Raw genomic sequence first — 15,216 nt, 5'->3', positions numbered from 1 at the left:
GGTCAGGCGCTCAGCGGTGCGGCGGTCACGCCGTAGCCCAGGTTGGTCAGCACCTCGCTGGTCGCCTTCGCGAAGTTCAATGTGATGAAGTGCAGGCAGGGGGCGCCCTCGTCGATCAGGCGCTGGCCCATCTCGGTGGCGATCTCGATACCGACCTCGCGCACGGCGGCCCGGTTCTCCTCCGGGCCGTCACCGGCGGCCCGGCGCAACCGCTCCAGCACCCGGCCCGGCAGCGGCCGGCCGCACAGTTCCTCCGCACGCGCGACCGTGCGCAGCGAGGTGATCGGCATCAGCTCCGGAATGATCGGCTTCTCCGCCTCGACCGGATCGAAGGCCGCCAGCCGATCCCGCAGCCGCAGATAGTGTTCGACGTCGAAGAACATCTGGGTGATCGAATACTCCGCGCCCGCACGCAGTTTCGCGGCCAGGAACTCGGTGTCGTGATCCAGATCCGGCGACCGGTGATGGCCCTGCGGGAACGAGGCGACACCGACATGGAAATCACCCAGATCGCGCACGATCCGGACCAGCTCCTCGGCGTACTCGACACCGTTCGGATGCCTGGTCCACGCACCGAGCGGATCGCCCGGCGGATCGCCGCGCAGCACCAGAATGTTCTTGATCCCGGAATCGGCGTACGCGCCGACCAGCGAGCGCAGCTCGGCCACACTGTGCCCGACCGCGGTCAGGTGGGCCACCGGCAGCAGGATCGTCTCCTGCGCCAGCTGGCCGGTCACCCGGACAGTGCGATCGCGCGTGGAACCACCCGCGCCGTAGGTCATGGACACGAAGGCGGGATGCATACGCTCGAACTCGCGCACCGCCCGCCACAGCCGGGCCTCCGCGGCGGCATCGCGCGGCGGATTGAACTCCACCGAGAACGGCACAGCCCGCGCGCCGTGGGTCCGCAGGCGCTGCACGACCGAGGGGGTTCCGGAGACGATCGGTGGCGTCCGGGCAGGTCGGCCAGGGGCCGAACTGCCCCGTAAGTCATCGAAAGTCACCGGTCCAGTGTAGGGGGACCTGCACGTTCGACCTATTTACTCCCACATCGCGGGAAATGAGGTGGCCCCGCCCGACCCCGGCGGCTACCCGCGCGCGTATCCTTTTACTGGGCAGTACCCACGCGGTGACCTGGTTGATCTCCCGCCTCGGCTCCGAGCCCGACACACCGACTTCCGCCGCGTCACGCACCACGCGGCCCGTGCACCACGTTTGGAGGCTGCCCTGTCCGCCGGACCAGGTACCCCGTCTCGAACCCTGTCGTCGGCGCACAGACCCGCCGAGGTGACCGGGGCGGCCGCCGCACAACTGAGCGCACCCGAGTTCGTCGTCGCGGTGGAGAAGGCCCTCACCGAATTCTTCGCCGCCAAACGCACCACGGTCGACCCGCTGGGCGCCCCGTTCGTCGAATCCGCCGAAGCGCTGGAGCTGTTCGTGCTGCGCGGCGGTAAGCGCACCCGGCCAGCGTTCGCCTGGACCGGCTGGCTCGGCGCGGGCGGCGACCCCGACGGCCCCGAAGCGCCCGCGGTCCTCAGCGCCTGCGCCGCACTCGAACTGGTGCAGGCCTGCGCGCTCATCCACGACGACATCATCGACTCCTCACGCACCCGGCGCGGGTGGCCGACCGTGCACGTCGACTTCGAACAGCGCCACCGCGAGCGCGGCTGGGCCGGCGACTCCGCCCACTTCGGGGCCAGCGTCGCCATCCTGATCGGCGATCTCGCGCTGGCCTGGGCCGACGACATGGTCCACGCCTCCGGCCTGGACGACGCCACCGTCGGCCGGTTCGCCCCGCTCTGGGCGCTGATGCGCACCGAGGTGCTGGGCGGGCAGCTGCTCGACATCAACGGCGAGGCAGGCGGCGACGACTCGGTCGAGGCGGCGCTACGGATCAACCGCTACAAGACCGCCGCCTACACCGTCGAGCGCCCGCTGCACCTGGGCGCCGCCATCGCCGACGCCGACGCCGGGCTGTTCGACGCCTACCGTGAGTTCGGCACCGATATCGGCATCGCCTTCCAGTTGCGTGACGACCTGCTCGGGGTGTTCGGCGACCCGGCCGTCACGGGCAAGCCCTCCGGCGACGACCTGCGCGAAGGCAAGCGCACGGTGCTGCTCGCCGAGGCACTGCGCCGCGCCGACGCCACCGATCCGGCCGCCGCCGCTCTGCTGCGCACCAGCATCGGCACCGATCTGAGCGCCGAGGAGGTGGAGCGGCTGCGGGCCGTGCTCACCGATCTCGGCGCCGTCGACGACGTGGAAGCCCGCATCGCCGACCTGACCGAACGCGGCCTGGCCGCGATCGAGAACTCAACCGCCACCACATCCGCGAAACAGTCATTGCGTGCGATGGCACTCGCCGCAACCAGGAGGACCGCATGAAAGCCGTTGTGGGACCAGCCGATCGAGTAATCACGGTCGGTGCGGGGCCCGCGCCGCGGACGACCGGAAGGCGTCGCGGCAAGAGCTTCGTGCTCACCGAGCGCCGCATCATGATGGGCGCGGCCCTGCCCGCCCGCCGTGCCATCCGGCTGCCGAAGGCCTGCGCCGCCACGGCCGACGAGCAGACCGGCGAATAGCACCTTCCGTTCGATACCTCCGGCCACCGACGGTGCTCGGAGGTATCGGCATGCCTGGGCGAGGAGATAGTTCGATGAAAACCGTTGCGGGACCGACCGATCGGGTCGTCGTGGTGGGCGCCGGTCTGGCCGGGCTCGCGGCGGCGCTGCACCTGACCGGCGCCGGGCGCACGGTCACGCTGCTCGAACGCGCCGACCACGTGGGCGGCCGGGTCGGGGTGTATCGCGGCCCTGACTACGAGATCGATTCCGGCGCAACCGTTCTGACGCTGCCCGAGCTGGTCGGCGACGCACTCGCGGCGGTCGGCCGCACACCCGAGTCGTGCGGACTGCGCATCCATCTCCTCACACCGAGCTATCACGCGCGATTCGCCGATGACACCGACATCCGCGTGTTCGCCGACCCCGACGCCATGGCCGAGGAGGTCACCCGGACCTGCGGGCCGGGCGAGGCCCGCCGCTACCGGCGGCTGCGCGCCTGGCTGGGCCGGATCTACGCGGCCGAGTTCACCGAGTTCATGGACACCAACTTCGACTCGCCGCTGGATCTGGTGCGGCGGCCGGAGAAGCGGGCCGCCCTGCTGGACCTGGCGCGAATCGGCGGGTTCGGCCGGCTCGGCCCCCGGGTCGGACGGATCCTGCGCGACCCGCGGCTGGCCCGGCTGTTCACCTTCCAGGCGCTGTACGCCGGGCTGCCGCCGGCCCAGGCGCTCGCGGTGTACGGCGCGATCCCCCATATGGACACCTCGCTCGGCGTGTACTTCCCCGAGGGCGGCATGCGAGCGGTGGCCGCGGCGCTGGCGCGGGCCTTCACCGAAGCGGGCGGCACGCTGGAACTGGGCACCGAGGTCGTGGGCATCGACTACGCGGGCGGGCGGGCCCGGCGCGTCTGCACCGCCGACGGGCGGGCCCTGGACTGCGACGCCGTCGTCCTGACCGCCGACCTCGGCTCGATCGAACGGTTCGGCATCCGCCGCCGCCGGCTGCGGGCCGCGCCCTCGGCGGTCGTCGCGCACGGCACGGTCCCCGCCGAGGTAGCCGCGGGCTGGCCGATACAGGCCCACCACACCATCGACTTCGGCGCCGCCTGGGACCGCACCTTCGCCGAAATCGCGGCCCGCCGCGGTCGCGGGCGGCTCATGAGCGACCCGTCACTGCTGCTGACCCGGCCCGCGCTCACCGATCCCGGCCTGTACATCCCGCGCGGCGACGGACCGCACGAACCGTTCTCGCTGCTCGCCCCGTGCCCGAATCTCGATGCCGCGCCGCTGGATTGGGACCGGCTCGGCCCGTCCTACCTCCGCGAACTGCTGGCCGTGCTCGAGCAGCGCGGGTACACCGGCATCGCCGAACACTTCACCGTCGACCACCTCGACACCCCGTACACCTGGCGCGACCAGGGCATGCTGGCGGGCACACCGTTCTCCGCGGCGCACGTCTTCCGGCAGACCGGGCCGTTCCGGCCGCGCAACCTGCCGAGGTCCAGCGACAATGTGGTTATCGCCGGTTGCGGCACCACCCCGGGCGTCGGCGTGCCCACCGTGCTGCTGTCCGGAAAACTGGCGGCAACCCGAATTACCGGCCCGGCGGCGGCGACTTCGGGTGAAACCGCACCTACCATGGCGCTAGGGTTCCCAGCGAAGCATTAAACTGATCGCCGACCTATTCGCTCGCGGTTGCGACCGCCGACCTATCCGGGGGGACCGACACCACATGGCATCCCCGGACATGCGCATCACCGTCGACACACCGAGCGTCGCCCCCGACACCGGGCACACCGTCGCGACCCCGCGACCCGCCCGGTCCCGGATGCAGACCTACGCCGACTTCGCCCGCAGCCCCGAGGGCCACGCGGCCCTGATGGGGTTCGTCGGCGCGTTCATGATCACCTTCGGCGGCTTCGGCGCGGGCAGCGTCCGCAAGGTCGACCCGCTGTTGGAATCCTGGCATCTGTCCTGGCTACGGTTCGGGCACGGCCTCGTGCTGTCGAGCATGTTCGTCTGGATCGGCGTCCTGCTCATGATCACCGCGTGGGTGCGGCTGGGCCGCACCACCATCGGCACCGGCGACCGGCCCGGCGCCGAGGTCACGCTGAACGAGCTGCGCGCCATCGTCGGTATCTGGATCTTCCCGCTGCTGTTCGCGGTGCCGATGTTCAGCCGCGATGCCTACTCCTATCTGGCGCAGGGGGCGCTGCTGCGGGACGGGTTCGATCCCTATGCGGTCGGCCCGGTCGCCAATCCTGGTGTGCTGCTGGACAATGTGAGCGCGGTCTGGACGACGACCACCGCACCCTACGGCCCGATCTTCCTGCTGCTCGCCCAGGGAGTCACCGAGATCACCGGTGACAACGTGGTCGCGGGGACCATCGGCCTGCGCCTGGTGATGCTGCCCGGGCTGGCCCTGATGATGTGGGCGGTGCCCTATCTGACCAAGCATCTCGGCGGCAAGCCGACGGTCGCGCTGTGGCTGGCCGTGCTCAACCCACTGGTGCTGATCCACCTGATCGGCGGCGTGCACAACGAGATGCTTATGGTCGGCCTGATGTGCGCGGGCATCGCGCTGGTGCTGGAACGTCACCACGTGGCGGGCATCGTGGTCGTCGCGATCGGCGTCGCCATCAAAGCGACCGCGGGCATCGCGCTGCCCTTCCTCGTGTGGATCTGGATGCTGCACGAGAAGGAGAAGCGAGCCGCAGAACGCCTCGGCACCGCCACCGACGACCCGCAGGTGATCGATCCCGACGCGGCCCGGCCCTCCCAGGACATGCCGCATCCGGCGTTCGTTTTCGTCAAGATCGCGGGCTTGGGGCTGGTGGTGTTCACAGCGGTCTTCGCCGCGGCCTCGCTGCTCGCCGGCGTCGGTATCGGCTGGCTGCAAGCGCTCGAAGGCTCCAACAAGATCATCAACTGGCTGTCGCTGCCCACCGTCCTCGCTGACATGGTCACCTGGGTGACCCCGTTCGACCAGGCACCGGTGCTCCACCTGACCCGCAAGATGGGGCAGGTTGTGCTGGGGCTGGCCCTAATCTGGACCTGGTGGCGATTCCGGCACAGCGAACGCGAGGCGGTGCTCGGCATCACCATCGCGTTCGTCGCCATCGTCATCCTTTCCCCCGCCGCGCTGCCCTGGTACTACTCCTGGCCGCTGGCGCTGGCCGCCGGCTTCGCGCTGTCCACCACCACACTGATGGTGTTGGTGGGGCTGTGCACCTGGTTGATGCTGGTCTTCACCCCGGACGGCAATATCGGCCTGTACAACTTCTGGCACGTCGCGGCGGCGGCCTTCGTCGCCGTGGTCGCCGCGCTGTCCCTGCGCAAGGTCGACCCGCTGCGCCTGCGCGCCACCCCGACGCCCGCGGAAGCCGCCGCACCGCGTCCATGAGCTCCACCCCACTCGAAGCCGCCTACCGGATCTGCGGGCGGATCGCCGCCGAGCACGGACGCACCTATTTCCTGGCCACCCGCCTACTGTCCGCACCACGCAGACCGGCCGTCCACGCCCTGTACGCGTTCGCACGCCAGGTGGACGACATCGTCGACCACGGCGCACACGCCGACCCCGGCACGGAACTCGACCGCCTCGAAGCGCGTCTGCGCGCCGCCCTCGACACCGGCCCCGCCACCGTCGCCGACGACCCGGTCCTGCTCGCCGTCACCGACACCATCACGCGCTACGACATCGCGCCGGCGCACTTCTGGACCTTCCTGCACGCCATGCGCATGGATCTGCCCGGCTCACCACACTTCCGGTCCCGCTACGCCAGCATGGCCGAACTGCGCGAATACATGCGCGGATCCGCCGCCGCCATCGGCCTGCAACTCCTGCCGGTACTCGGCACCGTCGTCCCCCGGGCCGAGGCCGAACCCGCCGCCGCGGCCCTCGGCGAAGCCTTCCAGCTCACCAACTTCCTGCGCGACATCGCCGAAGACCTCGATCGCGGCCGGATCTACCTGCCCGCCGACGACCTCACCGCCTTCGGCGTCGACCCCGACCTGCTCGCGCACTGCCGCCGCACCGGGCACACCGACCCGCGCGTGCGACGCGCGCTGGCACATCTGATCGCCGTCACCCGCGGCGTCTACCGCCGCGCCGACCCCGGCATCGACCTGCTCGACCCGCGGGTGCGCCCCGCCATCCGCACCGCCAGCGCCCTCTACGCGGGCATCCTGACCGAGATCGAACGCCGCGACTACGCCGTGTTCGGCTCCCGGGCGGTGGTCGGGGTGCCGAAGCGCTTGCGGGTCGCGGCGACCCAGCTCATGTCGCGCTGAACTCAGCGCCGCCGCGCCGCCTCGATGGCTTCGAACTTGGCCAGGTTGTGGCGGGCGTCGGCGAGGGCGTCGTGGGCGTCGGGAGGGATGGGCGGGAGGTCGGGGCGGCCGTGGGCGTCCCAGTGCTGGCGGAGTTCGTTGGTGTAGCGGGGCAGGTTCGGGGGGAGGTCGATCATGGAGCCCCAGAGTTGGCACAGGGCGACGTGGTCGTAGGCGCCGACCCAGGCCCACAGTTCCGGCTGGATGGACGGGCGGGGGATCAGGAACTTGTAGAGATCGTCGCGGATCTGCTCGCGGGTGCGCCACAGCGGGGAAGTACGGGGCGGGAGCTGCGGGAGGACGTGTTTGCGCACCCACGGCCCGGCTCGTTCGGCGTCGAATTCAGTTGATACCGCATAGTATTCGCGGCCGTCCTCGCAGACGAATCCGATCGAGACGAGGTCGATGGTCGTCCCGTCCTCGATGAATTCCGAATCGTAGAAATACCGCAGTGCGATCGCCTCGCTTCTCGATCTTGTCGTGACCCTGCCGCCAACCCTATGCGCCATCTGCCGGGCGTTTGCCGCAAGCCCCACCAAGGTGGGCGATCCCGACACCATGGTGCCGTGATTCAGCACTACCTCGGGGTGCCCCCCACCACCGGACTGACCGTAAGCTGAGGCACGTGAACTGGACCGTCGACGTACCCATCGACCGCTTGCCGGAACTGCCGCCGCTGCCCGTCGAGTTGCGCAGGCGCTTGGACGACGCGCTGGCCCGCCCCGCGCTACAGCAGCCGTCGTGGGATCCGGAGCAGGCGGCGAAGATGCGCACCGTGCTCGAGAGCGTGCCGCCGATCTGCGTTCCCGCCGAGGTGGAGGAGCTGCGGGAGCGGCTCGCCGAGGTGGCGCGCGGTGAGGCGTTCCTGCTGCAGGGCGGCGACTGCGCGGAGACCTTCGCCGACAACACCGAACCGCATATTCGCGGCAATATCCGCACCCTGCTGCAGATGGCCGTGGTGCTCACCTACGGCGCCAGCCTGCCGGTGGTCAAGGTGGCCCGGATCGCGGGCCAGTACGCCAAGCCGCGCTCCGCCGATACCGACTCCAAGGGTTTGAAGTCCTACCGCGGCGACATGGTGAACTCGCTGGTCGCCGACGAGAAGCTGCGCGAGCACGATCCGTCGCGCCTGGTTCGCGCCTACGCCAACGCCAGCGCCGCGATGAACCTGGTGCGCGCGCTGACCAGCGCCGGCATGGCGGACCTGCACAAGGTGCACGACTGGAACCGCGATTTCGTCGCCCAGTCGCCCGCGGGCGCCCGCTACGAGGCCCTGGCCGAGGAGATCGACCGCGGCTTGGCTTTCATGACGGCCTGCCGGGTCAACGATCCCAGCCTGCAGTCCGCGCGCCTGTACGCCAGCCACGAGGCGCTGGTGCTCGACTACGAGCGCGCCATGCTGCGCCTGGGCGAGAACCCGGTCACCGGCGAACCCGCCCTCTACGATCTGTCCGCGCACTTCCTGTGGATCGGTGAGCGCACCCGCCAGCTCGACGGCGCGCACATCGCGTTCGCGGAACTGCTGGCCAATCCGATCGGCTTGAAGATCGGCCCCACCACCACCCCCGATCAGGCGGTGGAGTACGTCGAGCGGCTGGATCCGAACAACGAGCCGGGCCGCCTGACCATCGTCTCGCGCATGGGCAACGGCAAGGTGCGTGAGGCGCTGCCGCCGATCATCGAGAAGGTCCAGGCCACCGGACATCAGGTGATCTGGCAGTGCGATCCGATGCACGGCAACACCCACGAGGCGTCCACCGGTTTCAAGACCCGGCATTTCGATCGGATCGTCGACGAGGTACAGGGTTTCTTCGAGGTGCATCACGCGCTGGGTACGCATCCGGGTGGTCTGCACATCGAGCTCACCGGTGAGGATGTCACCGAATGCCTCGGTGGCGCGCAGGACATTTCGGATCTGGATCTCAACGATCGCTACGAGACGGCCTGTGATCCGCGGTTGAACACTCAGCAGTCGCTCGAGCTGGCCTTCCTGGTCGCGGAAATGCTGCGCTGACAAACAGCGTTCACGACAGCGGGCCCGCCGGAATTCCGGCGGGCCCGCTGTCTTTTTCGCTCAGGGAAGCGCGGTCAGGGTGACGGTGCTGCCCGGCTGGACCCGGGTGGTCGCGGCGGGCGCCTGACCGACCACGACGGAGGAGTCGGAGTTGGTGATCGACTGGACCCGCACCTTGAATCCCAGCTCCACCAGTTTCTTTCGGGCTTCGCCCACACTGGAGCCCATCACCCACGGCACCTTCACCGCGTCGGACACGATGAGCGTCACCGAATCACCGGAGCCGACGACGGTGCCCGCGGCGGGGTCGGTGGCCACCACCTGGCCCGATTCGATGTCCGCGTCGAATTCGGTGCGCTGCCCCTTGATCTTGACCCCGGCCTTGGTGAGCGCCGCCGTGGCCTCCTCGACCGTCTTGCCGCGCACATCGGGCAGCGGCTTGGGCGGTTCGCCGTTGCTGCGGTACACCTTCACCTGCGCGCCCATCGGCAGCACGGTGCCGACCTCCGGGTCGACCCGCACCAGGCTGCCCTTGGGCAGCTGGCTGCCGATCTCACCCGCGTCGATGGGTTGCAGTCCGGCGTCCCGGATCAACTGGTTGACCTTCTTGATCTCGGCGCCGGGCTGCACGTCGGGCACCCGAGGTTTGCCGCTGGAGATCAGCACGGACACCATCGAGCCGTCGGTCACCTTGGAGCCCGCGGAAGGGTCGGTGCCGACGACGCCGCCGACGGGGATGGTGTCGGAGGCTTTCTGCCGGGTTTCGGTCTCGAATCCGGCGTTCTGCAGGGCGGCTGTCGCCTGCTCCACGCTCAGCCCGGCGACGGGCGGAACCGCCGTGTACCGGCCGACGCCGAGCCACCAGCCGCCGATGCCGACCAGCAGGGTCAGTGCCACCACGATCGCCGCCCACACCAGCGCGGTGCGCCGGGAACGCACCGGATCGGAGCCGTAGGGCTGATCCCGGCGCGGCGCGGGTGCGTACGGGTGGACCTCGGTGGCGTTGTAATCGTCCGGACCGTAGTCGGCGACGCGGGCCCGCGTCGTGGTGACGACCTTCGTGTGCTGCGGGGCGGGCGTGTGCTGCGGCGCGGAGCGCGGGGCAGGTTGTGGAGTGACAGCGGTGAATCCTGCACTGTGATGCTGGGCCGATTCCTTCGGTGCGGGCACCCGGTACGGGGGCAGCTCCAGATCGGCGGCGATGGCGCGCAGTTCGGCTGCCATCTCCCGGGCGTCGGCGAAACGGTGCAGGGGTTCGCGGGCGGTGGCGCGCGCGACCAGGTCGTCGAACTCCGGCGGCACGCCCGCGATGTACGCGCTGGGGGCGGGCACGTCGTTCTCGATGCGCTGGTATGCCACCGAGATCGACGTATCGCCGGTGAACGGCACCTGCCCGGTCAGCAGTTCGAAGATCAGGATGCCGAAGGAGTACACGTCGCTGCGGGAATCGGCCGACCCGGACATGACCTGCTCCGGCGACAGGTAGGCGGCCGTGCCGAGGATGACGCTCGCCGAGGTGGTGTTGGCCGCGGCGACCGCTCGGACCAACCCGAAATCGGCGATCTTGACGTCGCCGGCGTCGGAGATGAGCACGTTCTCGGGTTTGATGTCGCGGTGGACCAGCCCGGCCGCGTGCGCGACGCCGATCGCCTCCAGTACCGGCTCGGCCACCGCCCGCACGGCGTGCGGTGGCATCGGGCCGCGCTCGCGCAGCAGTTCACGCAGGGTGCCGCCTTCGACCAGCTCCATGATCAGGAACGGGTAGTCGCCGTCCACGCCCTGGTCGTACACCGCGACCAGCGACGGATGCTTGAGTTTGGCGACCGCGCGCGCCTCGAATTCGAAACGGGACAGAAACTGCGGGTCACCGGCGAATTTCGGGTCCATCACCTTGATCGCGACCGGGCGGTCGAGCCGGGTGTCCATCCCCCGGAAGACCATCGACATCCCGCCCCGCGCGATCGACGCGTCAATCCGGTAGCGCCCCTCCAGGATCTGCCCGATCACGTGATGTCCTCCAAAACCTCTCGTCCGCGCCGTGCGGCCCCCACGATGGTAACTGTGTTCGAGCGGGAGCCCCGCCTGCCGCGAGCAGTTTTTCGACAGGCAACAGCCGGGTGTCTGCCACCCGGTGTTCGAGCACCGTCTACCGTTGTCGGAGTGAGTGCATTTCCATGCAGTGATGATGTTCTTCCGGAGTCGGTGACCTTGCTGCCACTGCCTGAGGTGGCCGACAGGCTCGGGATCTCGGTGACCCGGGTGCATCAGATGCTGCGCGATCACCAACTGCTCGCGCTGCGCCGGGGCGGCGTCGCGGGCGTACCCGAAATCTTCTTCGATCCCGACGGCGGCGTCACCAAACACCTGCCCGGGCTGATCACGGTCATGAAGGACGCGAAGTACACCGACGAGGAAATCCTCGAGTGGATCTTCACCGATGACGCCAGCCTCCCTGGCAAACCCATCGACGCCCTGCACGGTCCGCTCGCCCGCGAGGTGATCCGCCGAGCCGCCGCCGACCCCTTCTGACCGTATACCTGGAACAAGCAAAGGCCCCGAGTCGGAATCGACTCGGGGCCTTGTGCTTACGGCCGGGTCAGTGGCCGGACTTGCCTTCCAGGGCCTTGCGCTGGGCCTTGGCGAGGGCGGCGAGTTGCTTGTGCTCCTCGGCTTCCTCGGCCTCGAAGTGGGCTTCGCTCTCCTGCAACGGGTCGGGACGGAGGAACGAACCGGTGCCGGGCTTGCCGGCGGCGCCGAGCTTGTTCATCTTCTTGGGCACGTGGGCGCCCTGGTACTCCAGCGGCAGCGGGTGGCCGTGGTCGTCGACCGGGCCCAGCGGCTGGTGTACCTCGATGTACTCGCCGTGCGGCAGACGCTTGATCACGCCGGTCTCGATACCGTGCTCGAGCACCGCGCGGTCGCTGCGCTGCAGACCCAGGCAGAACCGGTAGGCGACGTAGTACGCCACCGGCGGCACCACCAGCAGGCCGATACGACCGGCCCAGGTGGTCGCGTTCAGCGAGATGTCGAACTTCAACGCCAGGATGTCGTTGACGCAGGACAGGGTCAGCACCAGGTAGAAGGCGATCGCCATGGACCCGATCGCGGTACGCACCGGCACGTCGCGCGGACGCTGCAGCAGGTTGTGCGCCGCGGTGTCACCGGTGAGCCGCTTCTCGATCCACGGGTAGGCGATCAGCAGCGTGAACACCAGGCCCATGATCATGGCGACCCAGAACACGGCCGGAACCGTGTAGTTGCCGATGTAGAGCTCCCACGGCGGCATCAGACGCGCCATACCGTCGGTCCACATCATGTAGAAGTCGGGCTGCGAACCCGCGGACACCTGAGAGGGGTTGTACGGGCCGATATTCCAGATCGGGTTGATCTGGAGCACGCCACCCATGATGCCGATGATGCCGAGTGTGAAGGCGAAGAACGCGCCCTGGTCCGCGGCGAACACCGGGATGATGCGCGCGCCGACCACATTGTTCTCGGTGCGGCCCGGGCCGGGGAACTGGGTGTGCTTCTGGTACCACACCAGCGCCACGTGCGCCGCGATCAGCGCCAGGATGATGCCCGGGAACAGCAGCACATGCGCGATGTAGAGGCGCGGGATGATGATGGTGCCGGGGAAATCGCCGCCGAAGATCAGCCAGTGCATCCAGGTACCCACCACCGGGATACCCATGGTGATACCACCGAACGCGGCCCGCAGACCGGTACCCGAGAGCAGGTCGTCGGGCAGCGAGTAGCCGAAGAAGCCTTCGAACATCGCCAGGATCAGCAGCAGCGAGCCGATCACCCAGTTCGCCTCACGCGGCTTGCGGAACGCGCCGGTGAAGAAGATGCGGAACAGGTGCACGATGATCGACGCCGCGAACAGCAGCGCGGCCCAGTGGTGCACCTGGCGCACGAACAGGCCGCCGCGCACCTCGAAGGAGATCTCCAGCGAGGTCTCGTAGGCGCGGGACATGGTGACACCACGCAGCGGCTGGTAGGCGCCGTTGTAGACGACCTCGCTCATCGACGGATCGAAGAACAGGGTCAGGTACACACCCGACAGCAGCAGGATGATGAAGCAGTAGAGCGCGATCTCACCGAGCAGGAACGACCAGTGCGTCGGGAAGACCTTGTTGATCGAACGCTTCATGAACGCGGCGGCGCGATACCGCTCGTCCATCTCGTTGGCTTGGGAGGCAACCATAGAAGGACTCATGAACGACGCTCCCAGAAGGCCGGTCCGAGCGCCTCGATGAAGTCGCCCGCGGCGACGAGGTAACCCTCGGAGTTGACGGTGATCGGCAGCTGCGGCAGCGCGCGAGCGGCGGGACCGAAGACCGGCTTACCCCACTCGGTCGCCAGGAACTGCGACTGATGGCACGGGCACAGGATCCGGTTGGTCTGCTGCTCGAACAGCGAAGTCGGGCAGCCGAGGTGGGTGCAGATCTTCGAGTAGGCGAAGTAGTCGCCGTAGTTGAAGCTCTCCTGGCCCTTGCGCTTGATCGCCTTCTCGGCGTCCTCGGTGCGCAGCCGGATCAGCATGACCGAGTTGCGGATACCGCGCAGCGACTGCAGGGTCGCGTGCTCGTCGCCGCGCCACTTCTCCTTCCACGGGAACACGGTCTCCATGGAGCCCGCGTCCAGATCCTCCGGGCGCACCAGGACGATGTCCTCGGGGCGGCCGGTGTCACGGCGGAGGTAGATGGTGTCGGGCTTCTTGTCGTCGTCCTGGCTCCAGCCCGAAACCCACAGCGGCGACTTGTCGCCCTTGGCCCACGGGTTCTTGATCAGGCCGCCGGCGAACACCATCAGCGCGCCCACACCGAGGATGCCGACGCCGGCGCCCGCGGTCCGGGTGATCATCTTGCGGCGGGCCAGGGTGGAGGTGTCCAGCGCGTCGCTGAGCTCGGCCACCAGGGTGCGCCGCTCGACCTCGGGCGACGGACCGTCGTGGCGGTCCTGGATGGACAGCTCGGCGGGGATGAACTTCTTGCGGATCAGCACGACCGCGATACCGATGACCAGCACGGCGATACCGAAGGTGAGACCGACCAGCGGGGTGAACAGCGAGTAGGCCGCGTGGCCGTCCTCGTTCTTGCCCTTGAACTCCCAGGGCCAGAACAGGAACACACCGATCAGGGCGGCCGCGGAGAGCGCGGAGACGGCGAACCAGAAGCTCACCTCACGCTCGGCGCGCTTCTCGGCCCGGGTGCCCGGGATCGGGAAACGCTCGCGGCGGTAGGCGACGTCGACGCCGTCGCGCGCGGTGCCGAGCTCGACCAGCTCGTCGCGGGTCATCGCGTCGAGCTCGGCCTCGGTGTAGTCACGCGTGACATCGAGTTCGCGCGCCGATTCTTTCGACAGCTCGGTGCTGTCGTGGCCCTCTTCCGGCCGCATCTCGTTGGGCTCCTTTTCGCTCATGACCGGGATCCGATCCACATCGCGGCACCGACGATCGCGGCGATGCCGATCACCCAGGCGGCGAGGCCTTCGGTCGCGGGGCCGAAACCACCCAGATCCCAGCCGCCGGGCGCGGATTCCTCGACGGCGTTGCGGACGTAGGCGACGATGTCCTTCTTCTCCTCCGGCGTCAGCTGCCGGTCGGAGAATTTCGGCATGTTCTCGGGCCCGGTCAGCATCGCGGCGTAGATCTGCTGCTCGGTGGCCTCGTTCAGCGGCGGCGCGTACTTACCGGAGGACAGCGCACCGCCGCGACCGGTGAAGTTGTGGCAGGACGCGCAGTTCATCCGGAACAGCTCCGAACCGCGGGCGACGTCGGGGCCGCGCAGCGACTCCTGGGCGATCTCGCCGTTCTCGTCGCGGATGACGGTGGGGCCGCCGCCGTTGGACTGGATGAAGGCCATCAGCGCGTCGGTCTGCGCGGCATCGAACTTGGCCGGCTTGCGCGGGGCCTGGGCCTGGTTGGCGGCCAACGGCATACGACCGGTCGACACCTGGAAGTACACCGCCGCGTCGCCGACGCCGATCAGGCTCGGACCGCGGTCGGTGATGCCCTGGAGGTTGGCGCCGTGACAGGTGATGCAGGACGTGTCGTAGAGCTGCTTGCCCTCGCGGATCAGCGCGGACTGGTCCTCGTTGGCCGTGGCGACCTGCGGCTCGGGTGTGAGGGCCGTGGCCAGGAAACCGGCTCCGACGAGACCAATCAGCAGCGCGAGTCCGCCGGCGATGCGACGGCGCAGACGCCGTTGCTTGCGGACCTTGGTGGCGTTGCCTTTCCCGGGGCTGGCGGGCTCTGGCGCTGACGGGGGAGATGAACTCATCTGTGTCCCTTTGGAGTAGACGG

Annotated in this window: 13 protein-coding genes; 7 read left to right on the top strand and 6 right to left on the bottom strand. The window is 69.0% G+C overall.

The window, feature by feature from the left end:
* Nucleotides 1-2: 2 nt before the first annotated feature.
* Nucleotides 3-1,004, bottom strand: coding sequence for a methylenetetrahydrofolate reductase (locus ACFVMC_RS17610; RefSeq protein ID WP_379211379.1), 1,002 nt, complete (start codon nucleotides 1,002-1,004; stop codon nucleotides 3-5).
* A 211-nt stretch (nucleotides 1,005-1,215) separates the two neighbouring features.
* Here ACFVMC_RS17610 and ACFVMC_RS17605 point away from each other — a divergent pair, with 211 nt between their 5' ends.
* The 5 genes from ACFVMC_RS17605 (at nucleotide 1,216) to ACFVMC_RS17585 (ending at nucleotide 6,856) form a co-directional block, all read left to right on the top strand.
* The gene (locus ACFVMC_RS17605) at nucleotides 1,216-2,385 is read left to right on the top strand and encodes a polyprenyl synthetase family protein (protein WP_379211378.1); all 1,170 of its coding nucleotides are present in this window, start codon (nucleotides 1,216-1,218) and stop codon (nucleotides 2,383-2,385) included.
* Nucleotides 2,382-2,582, top strand: coding sequence for a hypothetical protein (locus ACFVMC_RS17600; protein WP_379211376.1), 201 nt, complete (start codon nucleotides 2,382-2,384; stop codon nucleotides 2,580-2,582). Before ACFVMC_RS17605 ends, ACFVMC_RS17600 begins: the two co-directional genes overlap by 4 nt.
* A 74-nt stretch (nucleotides 2,583-2,656) precedes the next feature.
* Nucleotides 2,657-4,231 (top strand): phytoene desaturase family protein, encoded by a 1,575-nt coding sequence (gene crtI / locus ACFVMC_RS17595; RefSeq protein WP_379211374.1) that lies wholly within the window; start codon nucleotides 2,657-2,659, stop codon nucleotides 4,229-4,231.
* 79 nt (nucleotides 4,232-4,310) lie between these two features.
* Nucleotides 4,311-5,966 carry an alpha-(1->6)-mannopyranosyltransferase A gene (locus ACFVMC_RS17590; RefSeq protein ID WP_379211560.1) on the top strand — a complete coding sequence of 552 codons (1,656 nt, stop codon included), beginning with the start codon at nucleotides 4,311-4,313 and terminating at the stop codon, nucleotides 5,964-5,966.
* Nucleotides 5,963-6,856: a phytoene/squalene synthase family protein gene (locus tag ACFVMC_RS17585; RefSeq protein WP_379211373.1), complete on the top strand. Its 894-nt coding sequence runs from the start codon at nucleotides 5,963-5,965 to the stop codon at nucleotides 6,854-6,856. Before ACFVMC_RS17590 ends, ACFVMC_RS17585 begins: the two co-directional genes overlap by 4 nt.
* A 2-nt stretch (nucleotides 6,857-6,858) precedes the next feature.
* Here the strand turns inward: ACFVMC_RS17585 and ACFVMC_RS17580 are convergent, their stop codons facing one another.
* On the bottom strand, nucleotides 6,859-7,347 hold the full coding sequence (locus tag ACFVMC_RS17580; protein ID WP_379211558.1) for a polyadenylate-specific 3'-exoribonuclease AS: 489 nt from the start codon (nucleotides 7,345-7,347) through the stop codon (nucleotides 6,859-6,861).
* Nucleotides 7,348-7,520: 173 nt separating this feature from the next.
* Between ACFVMC_RS17580 and ACFVMC_RS17575 the strand changes: the two genes are divergently transcribed.
* On the top strand, nucleotides 7,521-8,909 hold the full coding sequence (locus ACFVMC_RS17575; protein WP_379211371.1) for a class II 3-deoxy-7-phosphoheptulonate synthase: 1,389 nt from the start codon (nucleotides 7,521-7,523) through the stop codon (nucleotides 8,907-8,909).
* Between the two features lie 60 nt (nucleotides 8,910-8,969).
* Here the strand turns inward: ACFVMC_RS17575 and pknB are convergent, their stop codons facing one another.
* Complete coding sequence (gene pknB / locus ACFVMC_RS17570; protein WP_379211370.1) at nucleotides 8,970-10,916, bottom strand: Stk1 family PASTA domain-containing Ser/Thr kinase; 1,947 nt, start codon at nucleotides 10,914-10,916, stop codon at nucleotides 8,970-8,972.
* 153 nt (nucleotides 10,917-11,069) lie between these two features.
* On the opposite strand from pknB, the gene ACFVMC_RS17565 reads away from it, so the two are divergent.
* Nucleotides 11,070-11,438: an Rv2175c family DNA-binding protein gene (locus ACFVMC_RS17565; RefSeq protein ID WP_379211368.1), complete on the top strand. Its 369-nt coding sequence runs from the start codon at nucleotides 11,070-11,072 to the stop codon at nucleotides 11,436-11,438.
* A gap of 67 nt (nucleotides 11,439-11,505) precedes the next feature.
* On the opposite strand, the gene ACFVMC_RS17560 is transcribed toward ACFVMC_RS17565, so the two are convergent.
* Genes ACFVMC_RS17560 through ACFVMC_RS17550 form a run of 3 tightly spaced genes read right to left on the bottom strand, consistent with a single transcriptional unit; the run spans nucleotide 11,506 to nucleotide 15,193 of the window.
* The gene (locus tag ACFVMC_RS17560) at nucleotides 11,506-13,128 is read right to left on the bottom strand and encodes a cytochrome bc complex cytochrome b subunit (protein ID WP_379211366.1); all 1,623 of its coding nucleotides are present in this window, start codon (nucleotides 13,126-13,128) and stop codon (nucleotides 11,506-11,508) included.
* Nucleotides 13,125-14,333: a ubiquinol-cytochrome c reductase iron-sulfur subunit gene (locus tag ACFVMC_RS17555; RefSeq protein ID WP_379211365.1), complete on the bottom strand. Its 1,209-nt coding sequence runs from the start codon at nucleotides 14,331-14,333 to the stop codon at nucleotides 13,125-13,127. The genes ACFVMC_RS17560 and ACFVMC_RS17555 overlap by 4 nt, the downstream gene beginning before the upstream one ends.
* Nucleotides 14,330-15,193 carry a c-type cytochrome gene (locus ACFVMC_RS17550; RefSeq protein WP_379211364.1) on the bottom strand — a complete coding sequence of 288 codons (864 nt, stop codon included), beginning with the start codon at nucleotides 15,191-15,193 and terminating at the stop codon, nucleotides 14,330-14,332. The genes ACFVMC_RS17555 and ACFVMC_RS17550 overlap by 4 nt, the downstream gene beginning before the upstream one ends.
* Nucleotides 15,194-15,216: the final 23 nt, after the last annotated feature.

This window comes from Nocardia sp. NPDC127579 (genome assembly GCF_042672005.1).
GTDB lineage: Bacteria > Actinomycetota > Actinomycetes > Mycobacteriales > Mycobacteriaceae > Nocardia.
The sequence above is the reverse complement of the archived record's forward strand: the minus strand, read 5'-3'. Positions and strand labels throughout refer to the sequence as shown.